Genomic DNA, 19,208 nt, shown 5'->3' with positions numbered 1-19,208 from the left:
TTCGGTGCGCGTGATCGGATCGCAATTTAGGGGTGGCAGCAGTGACGTCGACGACCGGGAATACCGGATCAGATACAGGCTTGGCGATGACAGGCGGGTCAAAACCAGCGCAGCTTGAAGTGCGCGGTGTGACCAAGGCCTTTCCGGGCTGTCTGGCAAATGACGATATCAGTTTCCGTATCGAACCTGGTGAAATCCATGCTCTTCTGGGGGAAAATGGTGCGGGTAAAAGTACGCTTGTAAAAATCATCTATGGTGTGCTGCAGGCCGATCAGGGCGAATTGCTGTGGGAGGGTAAGCCAGTCACGATCCATAGCCCGCATGACGCGCGCGAAATGGGTGTTGGTCTGGTGTTCCAGCATTTCTCGCTGTTCGAAACCATGACGGTTCTGGAAAACATTGCGCTGGCGATGAATGACGTGCGCGATATGGTCGCCCTGCGTCAGCAGGTGATCGAGGTCGAAAAGACCTATGGTCTGCCGCTTGATCCTGATCGTCATGTTTACACGCTTTCGGTTGGCGAACGGCAGAGGATCGAAATCGTTCGCTGCCTTCTGCAAAATCCCAAACTGCTTATCCTAGACGAGCCGACATCGGTTTTGACACCGCAGGAAGTCGAAAAACTGTTTGAAACATTGCGCCGTCTTGCCGATGAAGGTTGCGCAATCCTTTATATCAGCCACAAACTGCACGAGGTCAAAGCACTGTGTCAGAAGGCAACCGTATTGCGCGGAGGCAAGGTCGTTGGCGGGTGTGACCCGCGCGAGGAAACGGCGAAATCCATGGCCGAAATGATGATCGGCCAGAAACTGACAGCACCCGATCGCAGTGGCACGCGCAAATTCGGTGATGTGCGTCTTGATATTTCCGATCTGTCACTGATCAGTGACGAACAGTTTGGCACCGACCTTAAGGGGATTGGCCTGAAGGTGCGGGGTGGGGAAATCATGGGCGTTGCCGGTGTCGCCGGAAATGGCCAGAACGAACTGTTTCAGGCACTGGCCGGTGAAACCGAAATCATCGGCACACCCGACTGCATCAAGATCGATGGCAATCCGGTTGCACATTTTGGCCCGCGCCGACGCCGTCGGCTTGGCGCGGCTTTTGTACCCGAAGAGCGTAACGGGCATGGTGCGGTCCCTGATATGAGCCTTTCGGAAAACGGGTTTTTGACCGCGTTCCGGCGCATGGCGCTGTCCGCGCGTGGTCTGATCCGCGAAGTGCCGACCCGTACCTTTGCCGACAAGATCATCAAGACGTTTGACGTGCGTACCACCGGTGCCTCTGCCGAGGCCGGAAGCCTTTCGGGCGGCAACCTTCAGAAGTTTATCGTCGGGCGTGAAATCCTTCAGGATCCGGGCGTGCTGGTGATTTCACAGCCGACCTGGGGTGTTGATGCCGGTGCGGCAAGTGCCATCCATCAGGCGTTGCTTGATCTGGCGGCAAAGGGCACGGCGGTTCTGGTGATTTCGCAGGATCTGGACGAAATTTTCGCCATCTGTGATCAGGTGGTGGTGATGTCCGAAGGCAAGATGTCCGCCCCGCGGCCAATGGCCGATGTCAGTGTCGAGGAAATCGGTTTGTTGATGGGGGGACTTCACGATCTGGACGGCGACGTAACCCTGAAGACGAAAGAGCTTATCGAAGGAGATCGCGTTGGTCAGGCTTGAACCCCGTCGCCAGCATAGTCAGGCGATGGTCTATCTGTCGCCGGTTCTGGCAATTCTCATGACGCTGATAGTCGGCGGGATCATCTTTTCCTTTATGGGCAAGAACCCGTTTGATGCGCTTTACACATTTTTCATCCTGCCGGTCAACAACAGCTATGGCATTTCCGAACTGTTTGTGAAGGCAACCCCGCTTGTGATCATCGCCATCGGGCTGTCGATGGGGTTCCGCGCCAATGTCTGGAACATCGGTGCCGAGGGGCAATTGACCATGGGCGCCATATTCGGCGGTGGTCTTGCGCTTTATTTTTATGACAGTGAAAGCATGTTCCTGTTGCCCGCAATGTTTGTGCTTGGGGCAATTGGCGGGGCGTTCTGGGGCGGCATACCAGCACTTCTGCGCACCCGATTTAATGCCAACGAAATTCTGACCAGCCTGATGCTGACCTATGTCGCAACGCTGTTCCTGAGCTTCCTTGTGCATGGTCCGTGGCGCAACCCCGAAGGTTTCAACTTCCCTGAATCCCGATCGTTTCCGGATGCGGGCCTGTTGCCGGTGATTTATGACGGCACGCGCGTTCATCTTGGAACCGCCTTTGCTGTACTGGTGGTGATTGCTGGTTGGGTTTTACTGTCGAAATCGGTGATCGGGTTCCAGCTGCGAGTGGTTGGCAAGGCCCCACAGGCCGCCCGCCATGTCGGGTTCCGTCAGAAACGCATGGTCTGGTTTACCCTGTTGCTGGGCGGCGCGCTTTCCGGTCTTGCCGGTTTGTTCGAGGTTGCCGGGCCGATTGGCCAGTTGCAGCCTGCCATATCGCCCGGTTATGGCTTTACGGCAATTATCGTTGCCTTCCTTGGGCGGTTGCATCCGCTGGGTATCCTGTTTGGCGGGCTGATTATGGCGCTGACCTATCTGGGTGGGGAATTGGCCCAGATTACTTTGGGGCTGCCAAATGCGGTGACCGGCCTGTTTCAGGGGATTTTGCTGTTCTTCCTGCTGGCCTGTGATGTTTTGACCAAGTACCGGGTGCGTTTCGGAACCCCGGCAGCCAAAGGGGAGGCCGCATAATGGATTGGCTCATTCCACTGATCCTGACCGTGATTACGGCATCGACCCCGCTTCTGCTGGCATCGACCGGCGAACTGATTACCGAAAAATCCGGGGTGCTTAACCTTGGTGTCGAAGGCATGATGCTGGTCGGTGCTATTTCCGGATTTGCGGTCACCGCATCAAGCGGCTCTGCCATTCTGGGCATTCTGGCGGCGATCATTGCCGGGATGCTGATGTCGCTGATCTTTGCCTTTCTGACCCTGACCCTGATGGCCAATCAGGTGGCAACGGGTCTGGCGCTGACCATTTTTGGGGTCGGTTTTTCAGCGCTTGTTGGTTCCGGCTTTGTCGGCTTTGCGATCGAGCCGCTTCCGGGGCTTCATATCCCGGTTCTGACCGATATTCCGCTGGTTGGCGAAATTCTGTTTGGTCAGGATTTTCTGGTTTATCTGTCGATTGTGATGGTGATTGCGGTTGGGTTTTTCCTGTCGCGTACGCGTGGGGGGCTGATCCTCAAGGCGGTTGGTGATTCCCATCATTCCGCGCATGCAATCGGCTATTCGGTGATCAAAATCCGGTATATGGCTACCATGTTTGGCGGCGCGATGGCTGGCCTTGCCGGCGCATATCTTTCGCTGTCCTATACGCCGATGTGGGCCGAAAACATGACAGCCGGGCGCGGTTGGATCGCGTTGGCGCTTGTCGTGTTTGCAACATGGCGTCCGGGCCGTCTGTTGGCGGGGGCCTATATGTTCGGGCTTATTTCGGTATTGCAGCTTCATGCGCAAAGTGCAGGCGTGCATGTGCCGTCGCAATTCATGTCGATGCTGCCATACCTTGCGACCGTGATTGTGCTGGTGATCATTTCCAGTGATCGCGCAAAGATCAGACTGAATGCACCTGCCTGTATCGGGCAGGCGTTCCGGCCCGCACAATAGGGCTGGTGAAACGGGATCGGGGTGCGTCAAAGGATACCCCGACCCGGTGGGAGGAAGTGCGTATCGGACCAACACTCAATCAAACCGGTCTTGTATCATGCGGTCGGTTTGGCTGAGTCTTGGTCTGGACAAGAACACGTCATTGATTGCGTAAACAATTGGGTTTAAATCCTGATTAGCTGATTAACAGGGAGACCAAATAATGAATGCAAACCTCGTGAAGCGCACGCTTGCCGCCGTTGTGGCAACCGGTGCACTTGCACTCGGCATGGGTGCTGCCCAGGCCGAAGAAGTCAAAGCCGGCTTTGTCTATGTCGGCCCGATCGGTGACCATGGCTGGTCCTACCGCCACGATATCGGCCGTCAGGCAATCGAAGCGGCCCTTGGTGACAATGCCACCACCACCTATGTCGAAAGCGTGTCGGAAGGTGCGGACGCGGAACGCGTGATCCGTCAGCTGGCCCAGACCGGTTATAACCTGATCTTTACCACTTCCTATGGTTATATGAATCCGACCGTCAAGGTTGCCAAACAGTTCCCGAATGTAAAATTCGAACACGCAACCGGTCACAAGCGTGATGCAAACGTTTCGACCTATGCCGCGCGTTTCTATGAAGGTCGTTATGTTGCTGGTGTGATCGCCGGTAAAATGACCAAGTCGAACATTGTCGGCTATGTCGGTTCGTTCCCGATCCCGGAAGTAGTTCGTGGCATCAACTCGTTCATGCTGGGCGCATGGTCGGTTAACCCGGACGTTAAAGTCAAAATCGTCTGGGCCAACACCTGGTATGATCCGGGCAAAGAAGGCGACGCTGCCAAGGCACTGATCGACCAGGGCGCTGATATCATGGTTCAGCACACCGACAGCCCGGCGCCGCTTCAGGTTGCCGAGAACCGCGGTATCGTCGGTTTTGGTCAGGCATCTGACATGATCAAGTTCGCACCGAAGGCTCAATTGACCGCGATTGTTGACCATTGGGACGAATATTATGTCGCGCGGGCCAAGGCTGTTGCCGAAGGTACGTGGGAATCGACCGACACCTGGGGGGGTATTGATTCCGGTATGGTCGACATGGCACCCTACACCAATATGCCTGATGAGGTAAAAGCACTGGCCGAAGAAACCGAAGCCAAGATCGCATCGGGTGAAATCCACCCGTTCGCAGGCCCGATCTATGATCAGGCTGGCGAACTGCGCATCAAGGAAGGCGAAGATGCAACCGACGAAATGCTTCTGGGCATGGACTGGTACATCAAAGGCATCGATGCCGAACTGCCGAAGTAATCACGATCTGCAAGCCTCTTGAGGGCAGCACGACGAACAACCCCGCATCTGGTATGCGGGGTTGTTTCGTTTCAGGGCTTCTTGATGCTTGTTTCCGGATCCCCCGGACGGATGCGTTTCGGGCTGTCGTCGATTTTTTCGTAGGCGATCATTTCCATTTTCGGGTGCAGCAGGGCGTAGAGTGCGGCGCGCCAGAATTTCAGTTTGACCTTATGTTCGCGCGTCTTGCCAGCCCATCGTTCACGGAAAAGCTCCATATCCTCCCGACGGGCAAAATAGATCACCATGTCGACGATGGGGGCGGATTGGGTCGCACGCGGCAGTTCGATATTGCGAATGCCCATGGTCCATCTGTCGCTGCGTATATTCTTGTCCAGCCAGTCAAGCACCCCTTGGGCGGAGTGCTTTTCATGGATGACCACGCGAAATGGAAAGTCCCGAAGATCTTGTGCCATGCTGCTTCCCTGCAAACGTCACCATAATCAGAAAATCAAAAGCATGAACATCTGACAAGGCGTGATCGATGACCGGCGCCGCTATTGTATGTCGGGAGCGCTATGGCCAATTATATTTATCTAATTTTTATCATCACGCTTAGTCTATGTATCACATGGATATTTTACATTTATCATTCGCGGATATATCGTTACATGATATCCGGACATGCAAAACTGCTGTGATCTACAATGGCAGGTTATCGGACAGAAAATCGGGGACAGAAACGTGAGCGAAACGCTAGTCAGGTCCAAGCCAACCGGCAAGGAACGCCATTTCAAGCCTGAAGAACTGATTGTCAGTAAAACGGACCTTAAGGGCCGGATTACCTATGCCAACGAGGTTTTTCTGCGTCTTTCCGACTACCGTGAAAAGGAAGTTCTGGGCCAGCCCCATTCGATCATTCGTCATCCCGACATGCCGCGCTGCGTTTTCAAGTTGCTTTGGGATGAAATCGCTGCTGGTCACGAGATTTTCGCCTATGTCGTGAACATGTCAAAGAACGGCGATCACTACTGGGTATATGCGCATATCACGCCCAGTCTTGACGCAAATGGCAAAATTATTGGCTACCATTCGAACCGTCGGGTGGCTGATCCGAAAGTTCTCAAGGATAAGATTATCCCGCTTTACGCGGAACTCCGCCAGATCGAAGAAAGCACAGCCAACCGCAAGGACGGCATGATTGCGGCTGGTAAGGCGCTGGCGCAAAAGCTTTCAGATGCCGGTCTGGCATACGACAAATTCATTCAAAGCCTTTAGGCTGATTGCTAATTCGAGGTTTCAAAATGTCGCTATTTGGTGGTTCCAGCAAATCGGGGATCAAAAAGGCACTGGACGTTGTTCTTGCCGCGGCTGAGGGTGATTACGAAGCACGCATTACCAATGTCGACAGTCATCCCGACATGCGCGAACTTTTCATCGCGATCAATAGACTGATCGACCGCAATGACGCCTTCCTGCGTGAAAGTGCGGCATCCATGGGCGCGGTTTCTGAAAACCGTTATTATCGACGGATTGTCGAAACCGGATTGGTCGGTGCCTATCTGACGTCAGCGCAGAAAATCAATGCGGCAACTTCGTCGATTGAAAAGAAGCTTACCGGCTTTAACACCATCATCGAAGAATTCAAAAGCGGATCATTCGAGGCCGTCGATCAGATTGCCGAAGCCGCAGGTGCACTTTCAAACGCATCGGGTGATGCCAACCGCATTGCGCACGAAACCAGTTCGCGTTCGACCAATGTTGCCGCTGCGGCCCGCCAGACTGCCGCCAATGTTTCGGGCGTCTCCGAGGCATCCGAAGAACTGAACCAGTCGATCCGCACCGTTGCCGATCAGGCCCGTGAATCGGTTGAAATTGCCCATCGCGCCAATGGTCTGGCGCAGGAAACCGATGGCCGGATTGGTCAGCTCGAAGCCGCCGCAGGCGAAATCGTCGAAGTCGTCAGTTTTATCCGCGATATTGCAGCACAGACCAACCTTCTGGCATTGAATGCCACCATCGAAGCCGCCCGTGCTGGTGAAGCAGGCAAGGGCTTTGCTGTTGTCGCCAACGAGGTCAAGGGACTTGCCAACCAGACCAGCAAGGCCACTGAATCGATTGAGGAAAAAGTCCAGGACATCCAGAATGCGATCGAAGCGTCGGTCAATTCGATCCGCGAAATTGCATCTGTCATTGATGATCTGGCTGCCCGTTCGGACCTGATTTCGAACAATGTTGAAACCCAGACGGCACTGTCATCGAACATCACGCGCAATGTCGAACAGGCATCCAGCGGCGCACAGGAAGTGACCGACAATATCACGGTGGTTTCTGAAATGGCCGGTCAGACGGGCGAGGCTGCCGATACCACGCGTGATATGGCGGGCAAACTGGCGCGGGAAGCTGAAAATCTGCGCAAACAGCTTGGCGGGTTCCTTGAAACCATCGCCGAACTGCTATACAGCACCGCGCGCAAATAGCTACCTGTTAAGAACTTTCTGCTACGATAAGGGGATAGATGCCCCTTATCGCCTTTGCCGGAAAGGAAGTCAGTCATGCGTGTGTTTTTTAATTCCCGCCACGATGCCCATGACGGGAATGGTGAAATGCACCATGGGCGTTTGATTCCATGCTTTGAAAATTCCCGCCGTATGGCAATTATCCGTGATGCGGTAGCCCACTCGGTGCAGGCGCAACTGGTTGATCCGGCCGATCACGGCATGGCACCGATTGCCTCAATTCATGATGCGGATTATCTGGCCTTTCTTGAAAACGCATGGGCGGACTGGAATGCGGCGGGCAACGACCACGACGCTTTTCCCTATGTCTGGCCAACAGCCGGATTTTCAGGCGGCAAACCCGCCCATATCAGCGCGCGTCTTGGGCAATATGCCATTTCATCCGATACCCCGATTACCAAGGGAACGTGGAAGGCGGCCTATTGGGGCGCGCAAACCGTAGTATCGGCGGCCGATGCTGTCTGGAACGATGGTGAGGCATCCTTTGCCCTGACCCGCCCGCCGGGACATCATGCGCATGCCAATCGTTATGGCGGATATTGCTTCCTCAATAACTCGGCCATTGCTGTCCAGCAGATGATTGCCAAGGGTGCTAGAAAGGTTGCGATACTTGATATCGATTACCATCATGGCAACGGAACGCAGGATATTTTCTATGACCGTGGTGATGTTCTGACTGTCTCGATTCATGCTGACCCGAAGCACCAGTTTCCGTTCTTCATGGGCTATGAAAACGAAACCGGTCGTCTGGACGGGCAGGGGGCGAATCTAAATATTGTGCTGCCCGGCGGATCGGATTTCGGTCCTTGGTCACAAGGCTTTTCCAAAGCCATCCAGAAAATCATTACCTGGCAGCCCGAGGCATTGGTGATCGCCCTTGGCGTTGATGCCCACGAGGCCGAAACGCTGTGCGATTTCAGACTGCAAACCGATGATTTCAACCGGATCGGGCAAATGATCGGGCGGCTGGGATTGAAAACCGTCTTTGTCATGGAAGGTGGTTATGCCCATGACGTCATCGGGTTCAATGTCGCGGCTGTTCTGGGTGGGTATCTGTCCGAAATCAAAAAGTAATACAAACAAAAGCCGCAATACGCCTTGCATCTATTGGGGCATTTTGTGGATGTACGGATTTGTATCAGCTCTTGTCCCATGGCGGTGTCCCGCCAAACTCGCTTACCAGAAAATCGACAAAGGCCCGTACACGTGTCGGCAGGTAACGGTTTTCGGGATAAAGCGCGTAAACTGCATGGGCTGGAGGGGTATAATCGGGCAGAACCACCTGAAGCTGGCCGTTGCGGATATATTCGCCGACTTCCCAGTAGGATTTAAGGGCGATGCCATGCCCGTCAAGGCACCAGCGGGTCAGGACTTCACCATTGTCTGAATCCATGGATCCTGAAACCGACAGGGTCACCGGGCCTTCTTCCTGTGAGCCGAGCAGGGTCCATTGATATTGACGTGATCCCGGAAATCGCAGCAACAGGCAGTTATGGTGCAGTAAATCACCGGGTGCGCTGGGGGCACCATGCCTTTTCAGATAGGCCGGGCTTGCCACCAGCATGCGTTTGTTGGCCGCAAGCTTGCGCACGATCAGCGAGCTTTCCTTTAACTCGGCAATGCGAATGGCAAGGTCGACCTTGTCCTGAAGCAGGTCAAGCAACCGGTCGGAAAGGTGCAGTCTGACCTGCACATCGGGGTTCTTCTCAACAAATTTCGGGATGATCGGTGCGACATATTTATTGCCAAACGCAATCGGGCAGGTCAGCGTTACCGGGCCGCGGGTGGTGTTTTTCTGGTTGGCGATGGCATTTTCGGCTTCCTGCATTTCGGCCAGAATGCGCAGGCAGTGCCGGTAATATACATCGCCTTCGGTGGTAAGGTTCACCCGGCGTGTGGTGCGGTTCAGAAGCCTGACACCCAGCCGTTCTTCAAGGCGTGCAATCCGGTTTGAAACAACCGCCGCCGAATGGCGCAATTCGCGCCCGGCAGCAGACAGGTTTCCAAGCTCGGCTACGCGGACAAAAATCTGAATGTCCTCAAAGTCGGACATGGGTTGCGGGCTCCTGATACAGCTTTTTTTATTTTCTGAATTTGTATTCTTCCAAATCCTGACGGTCACTGTGCCATTTTAAAAAATAACTTGAAAGTCATTTCGATTATGCATCTGCCCTTAATAATAGAGCGCCCGGATACGCTATGTTAGGACTCTGATTGGAATAATTCCGGATCAATGTGGTCAGATGTATCGCATAACCGGCAAGGGGATAGTGGGGCAGTATGAGAGATGCCCTGCAAGACGGAGGTTTCAACGGGTGGATATTCTGTTTCAGGACTGGATCAATCTGATCCTGCGCTGGGCGCATTTGATCACCGGTATCGCGTGGATCGGTTCATCCTTTTACTTCGTCTGGCTTGATCTGAGCCTGCGCAAGCGTCCGGGCATGGACGAGGGCGTTTATGGCGAGGCATGGATGGTTCATGGCGGCGGGTTTTACCATGTCAATAAATGGATGGTCGCGCCGAAATCCATGCCGCCCGAACTGCACTGGTTCAAATATGAAGCCTATTTTACCTGGCTGACCGGTTTTTCGCTTCTGGTGACGATGTATTACTGGAGTGCCGAAAGCTATCTGATCGATCCGAATGTCATGCCGCTTGGCAAATGGGATGCGATCCTGATCGGGCTTGCCAGCCTGTTTGCCGGTTGGGTGATTTATGACCTGATGTGCAAAAGCCCGATTGGCCAAAGCACCGGAAAGCTTGCGATTGGCGTTTTCATTCTGGCGATGGTTGCGGCCTATGGTTTTACCCATGTGTTTAGCGGCCGTGGGGCGTTTATCCATGTCGGGGCGATGATTGGCACGATCATGGCTGCCAACGTGTTTCGCATCATCATTCCCAACCAGAAAAAGGTCGTCGCCAGCCTCATGGCGGGCGAAAAACCCGATCCGGCATTGGGATTGCAGGCCAAGCAGCGATCCACGCATAACAACTATCTGACGCTGCCGGTTTTGCTGATGATGATCAGCAACCATTATTCGATGCTGTTTTCCCATGATCAGTCGTGGCTGATTGTCGGCCTGATCCTGATCATTGGTGGGTTGGTGCGCCATTTCTTTAACACGCGTAATGCCGGGGGCCGCGGCAAGGCGATTGCATGGCAACTGCCATCGGCTGCGGTGGGCATGGCGATCCTGGCGATGTTTGCGTCCTATGATCCCGATGCCGCCAAGCTGGCCGATCAGGAAATCATCACCGGCGATCATGCGCTGGCGATTGTTCAGACCCGCTGCACGGCCTGTCATTCTGCCAACCCGACCGATGAAGGCTTTGACGAGGCGCCGATGGGCGTAATGTTTGATGACATCGCGCAGGTCAAAGCCAATGCGCAGCGTGTTCTGGCCCAGTCCGTTATCGGGCGTGCCATGCCGCTTGGCAACATGACCGAAATGACGGACGAAGAACGGGTACAACTGGGGCAGTGGATCCGTGCCGGGATGCCGGAATAGCCGGTTTTGTCGAAAAAGGAAATCAAAGGGCGGCCTGCGTGATGCAGGTCGCCCTTTTTTCGTCTGGCGTCTTAAGCGCGGGTCGGGGAAGTCGGATCAGACGTCAGCGCGATAGTTCATCGGCACCCAGTCAAACATCGTGCTGTCTTCGATGACATGCCCAATACCCGGGAAGGCGATATGGCACCCGGCAACCAGATATTTTTCTGATACGGCTTCGGCAAAGGCAGCCTCGCGGGTGGTTATGGCCTGATCTGGATCGACATCAAACGCAATCGAGACGCCCGGTTCGTCAAACTGGATGACATCGCCGTGGGTGATGTCGCCCCAATAAACGAACTTTTCGCCTTTGCTTTCAAACCAAAGTGCACTGTGGCCCGGTGTATGACCCGGACGATGCGTTGAATTGATCAGGCCCGGAACGGGTGATGCATTGGCCTCGTAAGTCGAAAGTGTACCGCTTTCGCTATAAAGCTTTGTCGATAGGACGGCCTGATCAAAATATTGCTTTGCACTTTCTGGTGCCTTGTTCCGATTTTCCGTACTCAGCCAGTATTCGGCATCGAGTTTCGGTACATGCACTGTGGCGCTGGGGAAGACTTTCTTGCCGTTCATGATCAATCCACCGCTATGATCGGTGTGAATGTGGGTAATCACCACATCATCGATCTGATCGGGGTGATAACCCGACGCGATGATATTGGCCGGCAATTTACCAAGTTCCGGTCCCAACAGGTCGCTGGTCCCGGCATCAAGCAAAACAAGACGGTCGCCGAAATTCAGAAGATAGGCATTCACGGATGTCGATGTCGGGGTTCCCTGAAATGCATTGGCAAGGGCCGTGCGCGCATGTTCGGGGCTGGTATTCAGATACAGATCGGCAAGCGGGAACTGCCCGGTCCCATCCGAAAGTGCGGTAACTTCGACCTCGCCCACCATCAGTCGGTAATATCCGGGGGCCTGTGTGCCCACCAGTGGCGCCTTGGCCGCGGCGCGCAATGGAATAAAAACGGTGCTGGCCGTCGCCCCGATGGCAGCGGCAGCAAGCGAACCTTTAAGCATGTCTCTGCGTGACAGCATCAGAATATTCTCCCTCAATCAAATGCCGGGATTTAACCGGCAGCTTGTAACGCGATAGAGAAAGGCTATATTCCAATTAGTCAGTAATCAAATCGATGCGGATCATGGATACTATTGATCATTTCAATTTAAGGTCATTTGACCTCAATCTCATGATTGCGTTTGACGCAATGATGCAAGAGCTAAGCGTCACAAAATCTGCGGAAAAGTTGCGGATTGGGCAGTCCGCCATGAGCCACAATTTATCAACGCTCCGGATGCTGTTGCAGGATGATCTTTTTGTCCGTGTCGGACAGAAAATGCAGCCAACCGCAAAAGCACGTGCGTTGGCTGGACCGGTTCGGGCCGCATTGACACAGGCACAAAGTGCGCTTCAGGCGACCGACAGTTTCGATCCGGACACGGCAGATCGCATTTTCCGGATCGGTATCACCGGCGAAATGGAAATGGTTCTGTTGCCGGCATTGGTGCACCATTTGCAATCAACCGCACCCGGTGTGCGTCTGGTGAGTCGTTCGATTACTGTCGAGACGGTCGATCTGATGCTAAATGCCGGGGAAATCGATCTGGCAATCGGATGTAAGGAATCCCGCCAGATCGGCGAAGTGCTGTTTGAATCCAGTGTGGCCTGTTGCTTTAACCCCGATATGTGCAAGCTGACACTGCCACTATCTCGCGAAACATACCTTGGCGCGCGCCACGCGGTTCTGTCCCAGACGGGAAATGTCGAAGGCTGCGTTGGTGATGCCTTGCGCGCAATCGGTATTGATCTTGATGTCGTTCTGGCCGCGCCGGATTTCATGCCGTTGCTTGCCGCCGCCCGGAACGCCCCGATTGTCGCGACTGTGCCGCGCAGGATTGCGGTACAATATGCGCCGTTATTCGGGCTGGTGTTCTGTGAAATGCCTATTCCGCTGAACTTCCCGCCGGTGACCATGAACTGGCCGATCTGGGCGGATCGGGATGTCGGGCTTGTCTGGTTGCGTAATCGGATCAGATCAGTGATCGGCGACATTTCAACGGATCTGACTACCATTGCGGCACAATGATTGACCCGCATCACTGCATGTAAGCAACCCCGCCGGCGAACCGGCGGGGCGCGGGATGCTTCGGCCTATGGGCATTGTGGTGCAATAACCGCAGAAAGGCGAAACTTCCGCCCCTCAGATAAGGGCTGAGCGGGTGCAGGTCAACGTGATTAAAAAATAATCAAATTTTAATTAATGATCGAAAAGTGATCATTGAAATCGCGTCTAACGCAAATATTTTCCGTTTTTTGCCTGTTAAATAGTTGGATATTGCGTTGAGTCGCCGCGATTTCTGGCGCTGCAGCATATTATTCGGAATCTGGCACGATTTTAGCAAGCACCACTGCGGTGCAATAAACTCGCAGTGGAGGCAATAGAATGAATAAGAAGCTTCAGGCGCTTATGGGCGCTGGGGCCTTGGCTTGGTCGGCAATGACCATGTCAAATGCCCAGGCCGCTGATACGATTAAAGTCGGCGTTCTGCACTCTCTCTCTGGGACGATGGCTATTTCGGAAACCACGCTGAAGGATACGGTCCTGATGCTGGTGGACGATCTGAATAAAAATGGCGGCCTGTTGGGGAAACAGGTTGAGGCAGTTGTTGTCGATCCGGCTTCGGATTGGCCGCTTTTCGCCGAAAAAGCACGTGAACTGATTGAAAAAGACAAGGTCGATGTCGTGTTCGGCTGCTGGACCTCGGTCTCGCGCAAGTCGGTACTGCCGGTCTTCGAAGAACTGAACAGCATGCTGTTCTATCCGGTTCAGTATGAAGGCGAGGAAAGCTCGCGCAACGTGTTCTATACCGGTGCCGCGCCGAACCAGCAGGCAATCCCGGCTGTTGACTACCTGATGAGCGAAGATGGCGGCGGTGCCGAGCGTATCGTTCTTCTGGGGACGGACTATGTCTATCCGCGCACGACCAACAAAATCCTGCGTTCCTACCTGAATGGCAAGGGTATCTCCGATGAAGACATCATGGAGAATTATACCCCGTTCGGTCATTCCGACTGGCAGTCGATTGTAGCCGATGTGAAGGCATTCGCATCCACCGGCAAGAAAACCGCAGTGGTTTCGACCATTAATGGTGATGCCAACGTGCCGTTCTACAAGGAACTCGCCAACCAGGGCATCAAAGCCGAAGACATTCCGGTTGTTGCCTTCTCGGTCGGTGAAGAAGAACTGGCTGGTATTGATACCGCCCCGCTGGTTGGTCATCTGGCTGCCTGGAACTACTTCCAGTCGGTTGAGTCCGATGCGAACTCGGCCTTCATCGAAAAATGGCATGCCTTTATCGGTGATGAAAAACGCGTGACCAACGATCCGATGGAAGCAACCTATATCGGCTTTAACATGTGGAAACAGGCTGTTGAACAGGCTGGCACCACCGATGTCGATGCCGTCCGTCAGGCTATGTATGGCCAGGAAGTTGCAAACCTGACCGGCGGTACCGCTGTCATGAACACCAACCATCACCTCTCCAAGCCGGTTCTGATCGGCGAAGTGCAGGACGATGGCCAGTTTGACATCGTTTGGGAAACCGAAGGCACCGTCGTTGGCGATGCATGGTCGGACTTCCTGCCCGAAAGCGCAAAGCTGACCGCCGACTGGACCTATCCGTGGGTCTGCGGCAACTGTGAAAAACCGATGTATTGATCGGGATAGGACAGGCTGGCTGTTGATGCAGCCAGCCTGTTTTTCGTTGTCCTGATGATTGGGCAACCATTCTTTTTGCGATTTTCTGACATCCGATTTTCAAAGGCTTGGTGACCATGCGCACTGTCATGACCGCTGTCCTGTGCCGTTTCCGCGCGAACAACTCCGTGCCTGTCCTGTTTGCCCTGGTCGCAATTTTTGCGGTGATGGTGCTGGCATCGCCGCGACCGGCACACGCATTTAGCGACGAAGAACTGCGCAATGTAACGGAACAGCTCAACCATAAAAGTTCGACCAAAAAGGTTGAAGCAATCGAGGCCATGGCCGCCGATGGCGACCCCCGCGTCGCGCCGATCCTGAACGCGATACTTGAAGGCAACCTGTTCGTCCGCGCTAGCGACGAACACGTCGTGATTGGCGAGAAAAAGGGCAAGGTCTGGAACCATATCGACGTCGTCAGCGGCGAGGTTGTGGGTGAAAGCGGTTCCAAGGAACTCGACAAGATCAAGATCAACAACCGTCTGCGTGGCGCGCTGCGCGATGCGTTGGCCGCCCTTAACCTGTTTAGTCAGGATATCGGCATCCGCACCGCCGCCGTCGAGCAGGTCATGGACGCCCGCGATCCGTCGATGTTACCATTGCTGATCCGCGCGATCGAGCGTGAGGAAGATGCGACGCTTCTGGCGCGGATGGAACTTGCACGGGCGACCATGGCGCTGGCGGCCGGTGAAACCACCGAGGAACGTCTGACCGCCATCGAAGTGCTGGCCAGCGAAACCACACCGCAAATCCGTGCGGTATTGTCGCAATTCGTTGCCAGTGCTGAAGCCGAAGGTTACCAGCCCGAAGTCGTTGCCGCCGCCAAAGACGCGCTTGCCGATGTCGAGGGGCGGCTTTCGATGTGGCAGACGCTGGGGGATGTGTATCGCGGCATTAGTTTGGGATCGGTGCTGTTGCTTGCCGCGGTTGGCCTTGCCATCACCTTTGGCGTGATGGGCGTGATCAATATGGCGCACGGCGAAATGATCATGATCGGTGCCTATACCACCTTTGTCGTGCAGCAGATTTTTTCATCTGTCATTCCGTCGGGTTCGCCGTGGTCGTTGATGATTGCGGTGCCTGCGGCATTCGTTGTTGCCGGTCTGGTCGGCATCGTGATCGAACGCTGCGTGATCCGGTTCCTGTATGGTCGTCCACTTGAAACGCTTCTGGCGACTTGGGGTGTCAGCCTTGTCTTGCAGCAGGCGATCCGAAGCCTGTTTGGCGCAACCAACCAGCAGGTTACCGCCCCTGATTTCATGAGCGGCGCGCTTGAGCTTTCAAGCGGTCTGGTGCTGACCTACAACCGGCTGTGGATCATCCTGTTCAGTCTGATTGTGGTGGGTGGAATCGCGATTGTGCTGCGCTATACCGCCTTTGGCCTGCAAATGCGTGCCGTGACCCAGAACCGCCGCATGGCCGGGTCGGTCGGCATTCGCACCGGATATGTCGATGCCCTGACTTTCGGGCTTGGTTCCGGGATTGCCGGGATTGCCGGTGTCGCGCTTAGCCAGATTTCAAACGTAAGCCCGAACCTTGGCCAAGCCTACATCATCGACAGTTTCATGGTCGTGGTGTTTGGCGGGGTCGGCAACCTTTGGGGCACGGTTCTTGGTGCATTCAGCCTTGGCATCGTGAACAAGTTTCTTGAACCGGTGGCCGGTGCGGTGCTGGCGAAAATCTTTGTTCTGATTGCGCTGATCCTGTTCATTCAGAAACGACCAAAGGGGCTGTTTGCCCTTAAGGGTCGCGCGGTGGAGGCCTGATACATGACCGACTATCGCACGAAATACCAAATGACGCCGGTGATCGGGTGGCTGTTGCGTGATCGCGGCGGGATGATCCTGCTTGCGATCCTGATTGCGGCGTCGATCCTGATCCCGGTCGGCAACCTGATCGTACCGGAAGGATCGGCCTTTCATGTTCCGACATGGATGATGAGCCTGCTTGGCAAGTACCTTTGCTATGCGTTGCTGGCGCTTTCGGTTGATCTGATCTGGGGGTTCTGCGGGATTCTAAGCCTTGGTCACGGGGCGTTCTTTGCACTTGGCGGTTATGCCATGGGCATGTATCTGATGCGCCAGATCGGGGACCGCGGGGTTTATGGCAACCCGGAACTGCCGGACTTCATGGTGTTCCTGAACTGGACCGAATTGCCGTGGTACTGGTACGGCTTTGACATGTTCTGGTTTGCCATTGTGATGGCGATGTTCGTGCCGGGGCTTCTGGCTTTTGTGTTTGGCTTCCTTGCCTTCCGGTCGCGGGTGACGGGGGTGTATCTTTCGATCATCACCCAGGCGATGACCTATGCACTGTTGCTGGCATTCTTCCGCAACGATATGGGATTTGGCGGCAATAACGGCCTGACCGATTTCAAGGATCTGCTTGGTTTCTCGTTGCAGGCCGATGGAACGCGGGCGGCCCTGTTCATTGCATCCTGTGTGATGCTGGGCATCTGTTATGTCGTTGCGCGCTGCATTACCAACTCGCGTCTGGGCAAGGTTCTGATTGCGATCCGCGATGCCGAGGCGCGCGTGCGGTTTACCGGTTACCGGGTCGAATATTACAAGCTGTTCGTCTTTACCGTATCGGCCGTGATGGCCGGGATTGCCGGGGCGCTTTATGTGCCGCAGGTCGGCATTATCAATCCGGGTGAATTTGCCCCGGCCCTGTCGATTGAAATCGTCATCTGGGTTGCGGTTGGCGGGCGTGGCACGCTGTATGGTGCGGTGCTGGGGGCGTTCATCGTGAACTATGCCAAAACCTTCTTTACCGGTGTGATGCCTGATTTCTGGCTGTTCTTCCTTGGTGGGCTGTTCATTGCCGTGACCCTGTTCCTGCCAAAGGGAGTGATCGGGGCGGTGCCGGCATTTGGAGCACCCGACCGGCAATCGGCGTTTAGCACCCTGCGCAAGCGTTTCCTGAACGGGCGTGCAAACGAAGGAGGCAAGGCATGAGCGAGGCAGCCGCAATCGAGATTGAAAAGGCCGAACGCAAGGCCGCCAAAGCCAATACCATCCTTTATGTCGATGGGGTTTCCGTCACTTTTGACGGGTTCCGGGCGCTCAATAGCCTGTCGTTTTATGTCGAGCCGGGCGAACTTCGCGCGATCATCGGGCCGAATGGCGCGGGCAAAACGACGATGATGGATATCATCACCGGTAAAACCCGGCCCGATACCGGCGATGTGATGTTTCGAAGCGAAGTCGATCTGACGAAGCTTGATGAAGCCGAGATCGCGAACCTTGGCATCGGGCGCAAGTTCCAGAAACCGACCGTCTTTGAAAGCCATACGGTGTTTGACAATCTGCTGCTGGCCTGTTCGGGCGGGCGCGGGGTGTTTCAGGCGCTTTTCCATCGTTTGGGGAATGCCGAGAAGCGTCGCATCGAACAGACGCTTGAAACCATCATGCTGACCGACAAGCGTGACGAGACGGCAGCCAACCTGTCGCACGGGCAGAAACAGTGGCTGGAAATTGGCATGTTGCTGATGCAGGAGCCGGAATTGCTTCTGGTGGATGAACCGGTTGCCGGGATGACGGATTCCGAAACCGAACAGACCGCGAAATTGCTGCGATCCATTGCAACGGATCGGTCGGTTGTGGTTGTCGAACACGACATGGAATTTGTTCGCGACCTTGATTGCAAGGTGACGGTTCTGCACGAAGGATCGGTTCTGGCCGAAGGCCGCCTTGACCATGTTCAGAAAGACCCGCGGGTCATCGAAGTATATTTGGGGCGCTGATCATGCTGGATGTAGCCAATATCGATCTGTTTTATGGGGCGTCGCATGCGCTTCGCAAGGTGTCGCTCAGTGCTGAAACCGGCAAGGTCACAGCGGTTTTGGGGCGTAACGGTGTGGGTAAAACATCGCTGATGCGCGCCGTTGTCGGGCAACATCCGATTGCCGATGGCAACATCACGTGGGAAGGCAAAAACATTTCGCGTGATCCGGCGTGGCGTCGTTCGGCGTCCGGGATCGCGATTGTCCCCCAAGGGCGCGAGATTTTCCCGCTTCTGACCGTGAAGGAAAACCTTGAAACCGGGTTTGCCGCCCTTCCGCGCGCCCTTCGTCATATCCCTGACGAGATTTTTGAACTGTTCCCGGTCCTGCGTGACATGCTGGGTCGTCGTGGTGGCGATCTTTCGGGCGGGCAGCAGCAGCAGCTTGCCATCGGGCGGGCGCTGGTCACACGTCCGAGACTTCTTGTGCTGGACGAGCCGACGGAAGGCATTCAGCCATCGATCATCAAGGATATCCAGCGCGTCATCAAACAGCTCGCGGATCGCGGCGATATGGCGATCCTTCTGGTCGAACAGTATTTTGATTTCGCCCATGAACTGGCCGACGAGATCGTCGTGCTCGAACGTGGCGAGGTGGTGCTGGCGGGGTCCAAGGATGCACTGGATCGCGAAAAGGTGCGGTCGTATCTGACTGTTTGATCAGCATTTGCCAA

At 54.9% G+C, this 19,208-nt stretch carries 17 protein-coding genes; 14 read left to right on the top strand and 3 right to left on the bottom strand.

Annotated features, from left to right (window positions below; genetic code table 11):
• Nucleotides 1-86 precede the first annotated feature (86 nt).
• From J7395_RS03530 to J7395_RS03515, 4 genes are all read left to right on the top strand, one after another.
• Nucleotides 87-1,670: an ABC transporter ATP-binding protein gene (locus J7395_RS03530; RefSeq protein WP_209221014.1), complete on the top strand. Its 1,584-nt coding sequence runs from the start codon at nt 87-89 to the stop codon at nt 1,668-1,670.
• On the top strand, nt 1,657-2,736 hold the full coding sequence (locus J7395_RS03525; RefSeq protein WP_209220539.1) for an ABC transporter permease: 1,080 nt from the start codon (nt 1,657-1,659) through the stop codon (nt 2,734-2,736). Before J7395_RS03530 ends, J7395_RS03525 begins: the two co-directional genes overlap by 14 nt.
• Nucleotides 2,736-3,656: an ABC transporter permease gene (locus tag J7395_RS03520; RefSeq protein WP_062960630.1), complete on the top strand. Its 921-nt coding sequence runs from the start codon at nt 2,736-2,738 to the stop codon at nt 3,654-3,656. The genes J7395_RS03525 and J7395_RS03520 overlap by 1 nt, the downstream gene beginning before the upstream one ends.
• 217 nt (nt 3,657-3,873) lie before the next feature.
• Nucleotides 3,874-4,941, top strand: coding sequence for a BMP family ABC transporter substrate-binding protein (locus J7395_RS03515; RefSeq protein ID WP_209221013.1), 1,068 nt, complete (start codon nt 3,874-3,876; stop codon nt 4,939-4,941).
• A 71-nt stretch (nt 4,942-5,012) separates the two neighbouring features.
• Here the strand turns inward: J7395_RS03515 and J7395_RS03510 are convergent, their stop codons facing one another.
• Complete coding sequence (locus tag J7395_RS03510; RefSeq protein ID WP_062960631.1) at nt 5,013-5,396, bottom strand: hypothetical protein; 384 nt, start codon at nt 5,394-5,396, stop codon at nt 5,013-5,015.
• Nucleotides 5,397-5,664: 268 nt separating this feature from the next.
• Between J7395_RS03510 and J7395_RS03505 the strand changes: the two genes are divergently transcribed.
• The 3 genes from J7395_RS03505 (at nt 5,665) to J7395_RS03495 (ending at nt 8,513) form a co-directional block, all read left to right on the top strand.
• The gene (locus J7395_RS03505; protein WP_062960632.1) at nt 5,665-6,198 is read left to right on the top strand and encodes a PAS domain-containing protein; all 534 of its coding nucleotides are present in this window, start codon (nt 5,665-5,667) and stop codon (nt 6,196-6,198) included.
• A gap of 26 nt (nt 6,199-6,224) precedes the next feature.
• On the top strand, nt 6,225-7,400 hold the full coding sequence (locus J7395_RS03500; RefSeq protein WP_062960633.1) for a methyl-accepting chemotaxis protein: 1,176 nt from the start codon (nt 6,225-6,227) through the stop codon (nt 7,398-7,400).
• Between the two features lie 75 nt (nt 7,401-7,475).
• On the top strand, nt 7,476-8,513 hold the full coding sequence (locus tag J7395_RS03495; RefSeq protein WP_209220538.1) for a histone deacetylase family protein: 1,038 nt from the start codon (nt 7,476-7,478) through the stop codon (nt 8,511-8,513).
• 64 nt (nt 8,514-8,577) lie between these two features.
• On the opposite strand, the gene J7395_RS03490 is transcribed toward J7395_RS03495, so the two are convergent.
• Entirely contained in the window at nt 8,578-9,492 is a 915-nt protein-coding gene (locus tag J7395_RS03490) for a LysR family transcriptional regulator (RefSeq protein WP_209220537.1), read from the bottom strand.
• 262 nt (nt 9,493-9,754) lie between these two features.
• Here J7395_RS03490 and J7395_RS03485 point away from each other — a divergent pair, with 262 nt between their 5' ends.
• Nucleotides 9,755-10,951, top strand: a complete 1,197-nt coding sequence (locus tag J7395_RS03485; RefSeq protein ID WP_209220536.1) for a urate hydroxylase PuuD — start codon at nt 9,755-9,757, stop codon at nt 10,949-10,951.
• A gap of 96 nt (nt 10,952-11,047) precedes the next feature.
• Here the strand turns inward: J7395_RS03485 and J7395_RS03480 are convergent, their stop codons facing one another.
• Entirely contained in the window at nt 11,048-12,031 is a 984-nt protein-coding gene (locus J7395_RS03480; protein ID WP_209220535.1) for an MBL fold metallo-hydrolase, read from the bottom strand.
• A 95-nt stretch (nt 12,032-12,126) separates the two neighbouring features.
• On the opposite strand from J7395_RS03480, the gene J7395_RS03475 reads away from it, so the two are divergent.
• The 6 genes from J7395_RS03475 (at nt 12,127) to urtE (ending at nt 19,194) form a co-directional block, all read left to right on the top strand.
• Nucleotides 12,127-13,080 carry a LysR family transcriptional regulator gene (locus J7395_RS03475; RefSeq protein WP_209220534.1) on the top strand — a complete coding sequence of 318 codons (954 nt, stop codon included), beginning with the start codon at nt 12,127-12,129 and terminating at the stop codon, nt 13,078-13,080.
• A 357-nt stretch (nt 13,081-13,437) separates the two neighbouring features.
• Nucleotides 13,438-14,712, top strand: a complete 1,275-nt coding sequence (urtA, locus tag J7395_RS03470) for an urea ABC transporter substrate-binding protein (RefSeq protein WP_062951166.1) — start codon at nt 13,438-13,440, stop codon at nt 14,710-14,712.
• Nucleotides 14,713-14,828: 116 nt separating this feature from the next.
• Complete coding sequence (gene urtB, locus J7395_RS03465; RefSeq protein WP_209220533.1) at nt 14,829-16,517, top strand: urea ABC transporter permease subunit UrtB; 1,689 nt, start codon at nt 14,829-14,831, stop codon at nt 16,515-16,517.
• 3 nt (nt 16,518-16,520) lie between these two features.
• Nucleotides 16,521-17,708: an urea ABC transporter permease subunit UrtC gene (gene urtC / locus J7395_RS03460; RefSeq protein ID WP_209220532.1), complete on the top strand. Its 1,188-nt coding sequence runs from the start codon at nt 16,521-16,523 to the stop codon at nt 17,706-17,708.
• Complete coding sequence (gene urtD / locus J7395_RS03455) at nt 17,705-18,496, top strand: urea ABC transporter ATP-binding protein UrtD (RefSeq protein ID WP_062960639.1); 792 nt, start codon at nt 17,705-17,707, stop codon at nt 18,494-18,496. The genes urtC and urtD overlap by 4 nt, the downstream gene beginning before the upstream one ends.
• Nucleotides 18,497-18,498: 2 nt before the next feature.
• Entirely contained in the window at nt 18,499-19,194 is a 696-nt protein-coding gene (gene urtE / locus J7395_RS03450; protein ID WP_062951169.1) for an urea ABC transporter ATP-binding subunit UrtE, read from the top strand.
• Nucleotides 19,195-19,208 lie beyond the last annotated feature (14 nt).

Origin of the sequence: Thalassospira sp. A3_1, from assembly GCF_017744215.1 — a bacterium.
GTDB classification, from domain to species: domain Bacteria; phylum Pseudomonadota; class Alphaproteobacteria; order Rhodospirillales; family Thalassospiraceae; genus Thalassospira; species Thalassospira lucentensis_A.
The sequence above is the reverse complement of the archived record's forward strand: the minus strand, read 5'-3'. Positions and strand labels throughout refer to the sequence as shown.

Excerpts from the sequence above, each read along its gene's own strand:
- J7395_RS03530 (WP_209221014.1), top strand. The coding sequence starts at position 87 with ATGACAGGCGGGTCAAAACCAGCGCAGCTTGAAGTGCGCGGTGTGACC.
- J7395_RS03520 (WP_062960630.1), top strand. The coding sequence starts at position 2,736 with ATGGATTGGCTCATTCCACTGATCCTGACCGTGATTACGGCATCGACC.
- J7395_RS03510 (WP_062960631.1), bottom strand. The coding sequence starts at position 5,396 with ATGGCACAAGATCTTCGGGACTTTCCATTTCGCGTGGTCATCCATGAA.
- J7395_RS03500 (WP_062960633.1), top strand. The coding sequence starts at position 6,225 with ATGTCGCTATTTGGTGGTTCCAGCAAATCGGGGATCAAAAAGGCACTG.
- J7395_RS03495 (WP_209220538.1), top strand. The coding sequence starts at position 7,476 with ATGCGTGTGTTTTTTAATTCCCGCCACGATGCCCATGACGGGAATGGT.
- J7395_RS03490 (WP_209220537.1), bottom strand. The coding sequence starts at position 9,492 with ATGTCCGACTTTGAGGACATTCAGATTTTTGTCCGCGTAGCCGAGCTT.
- J7395_RS03480 (WP_209220535.1), bottom strand. The coding sequence starts at position 12,031 with ATGCTGTCACGCAGAGACATGCTTAAAGGTTCGCTTGCTGCCGCTGCC.
- J7395_RS03475 (WP_209220534.1), top strand. The coding sequence starts at position 12,127 with ATGCGGATCATGGATACTATTGATCATTTCAATTTAAGGTCATTTGAC.
- urtA (WP_062951166.1), top strand. The coding sequence starts at position 13,438 with ATGAATAAGAAGCTTCAGGCGCTTATGGGCGCTGGGGCCTTGGCTTGG.
- urtB (WP_209220533.1), top strand. The coding sequence starts at position 14,829 with ATGCGCACTGTCATGACCGCTGTCCTGTGCCGTTTCCGCGCGAACAAC.
- urtC (WP_209220532.1), top strand. The coding sequence starts at position 16,521 with ATGACCGACTATCGCACGAAATACCAAATGACGCCGGTGATCGGGTGG.
- urtD (WP_062960639.1), top strand. The coding sequence starts at position 17,705 with ATGAGCGAGGCAGCCGCAATCGAGATTGAAAAGGCCGAACGCAAGGCC.
- urtE (WP_062951169.1), top strand. The coding sequence starts at position 18,499 with ATGCTGGATGTAGCCAATATCGATCTGTTTTATGGGGCGTCGCATGCG.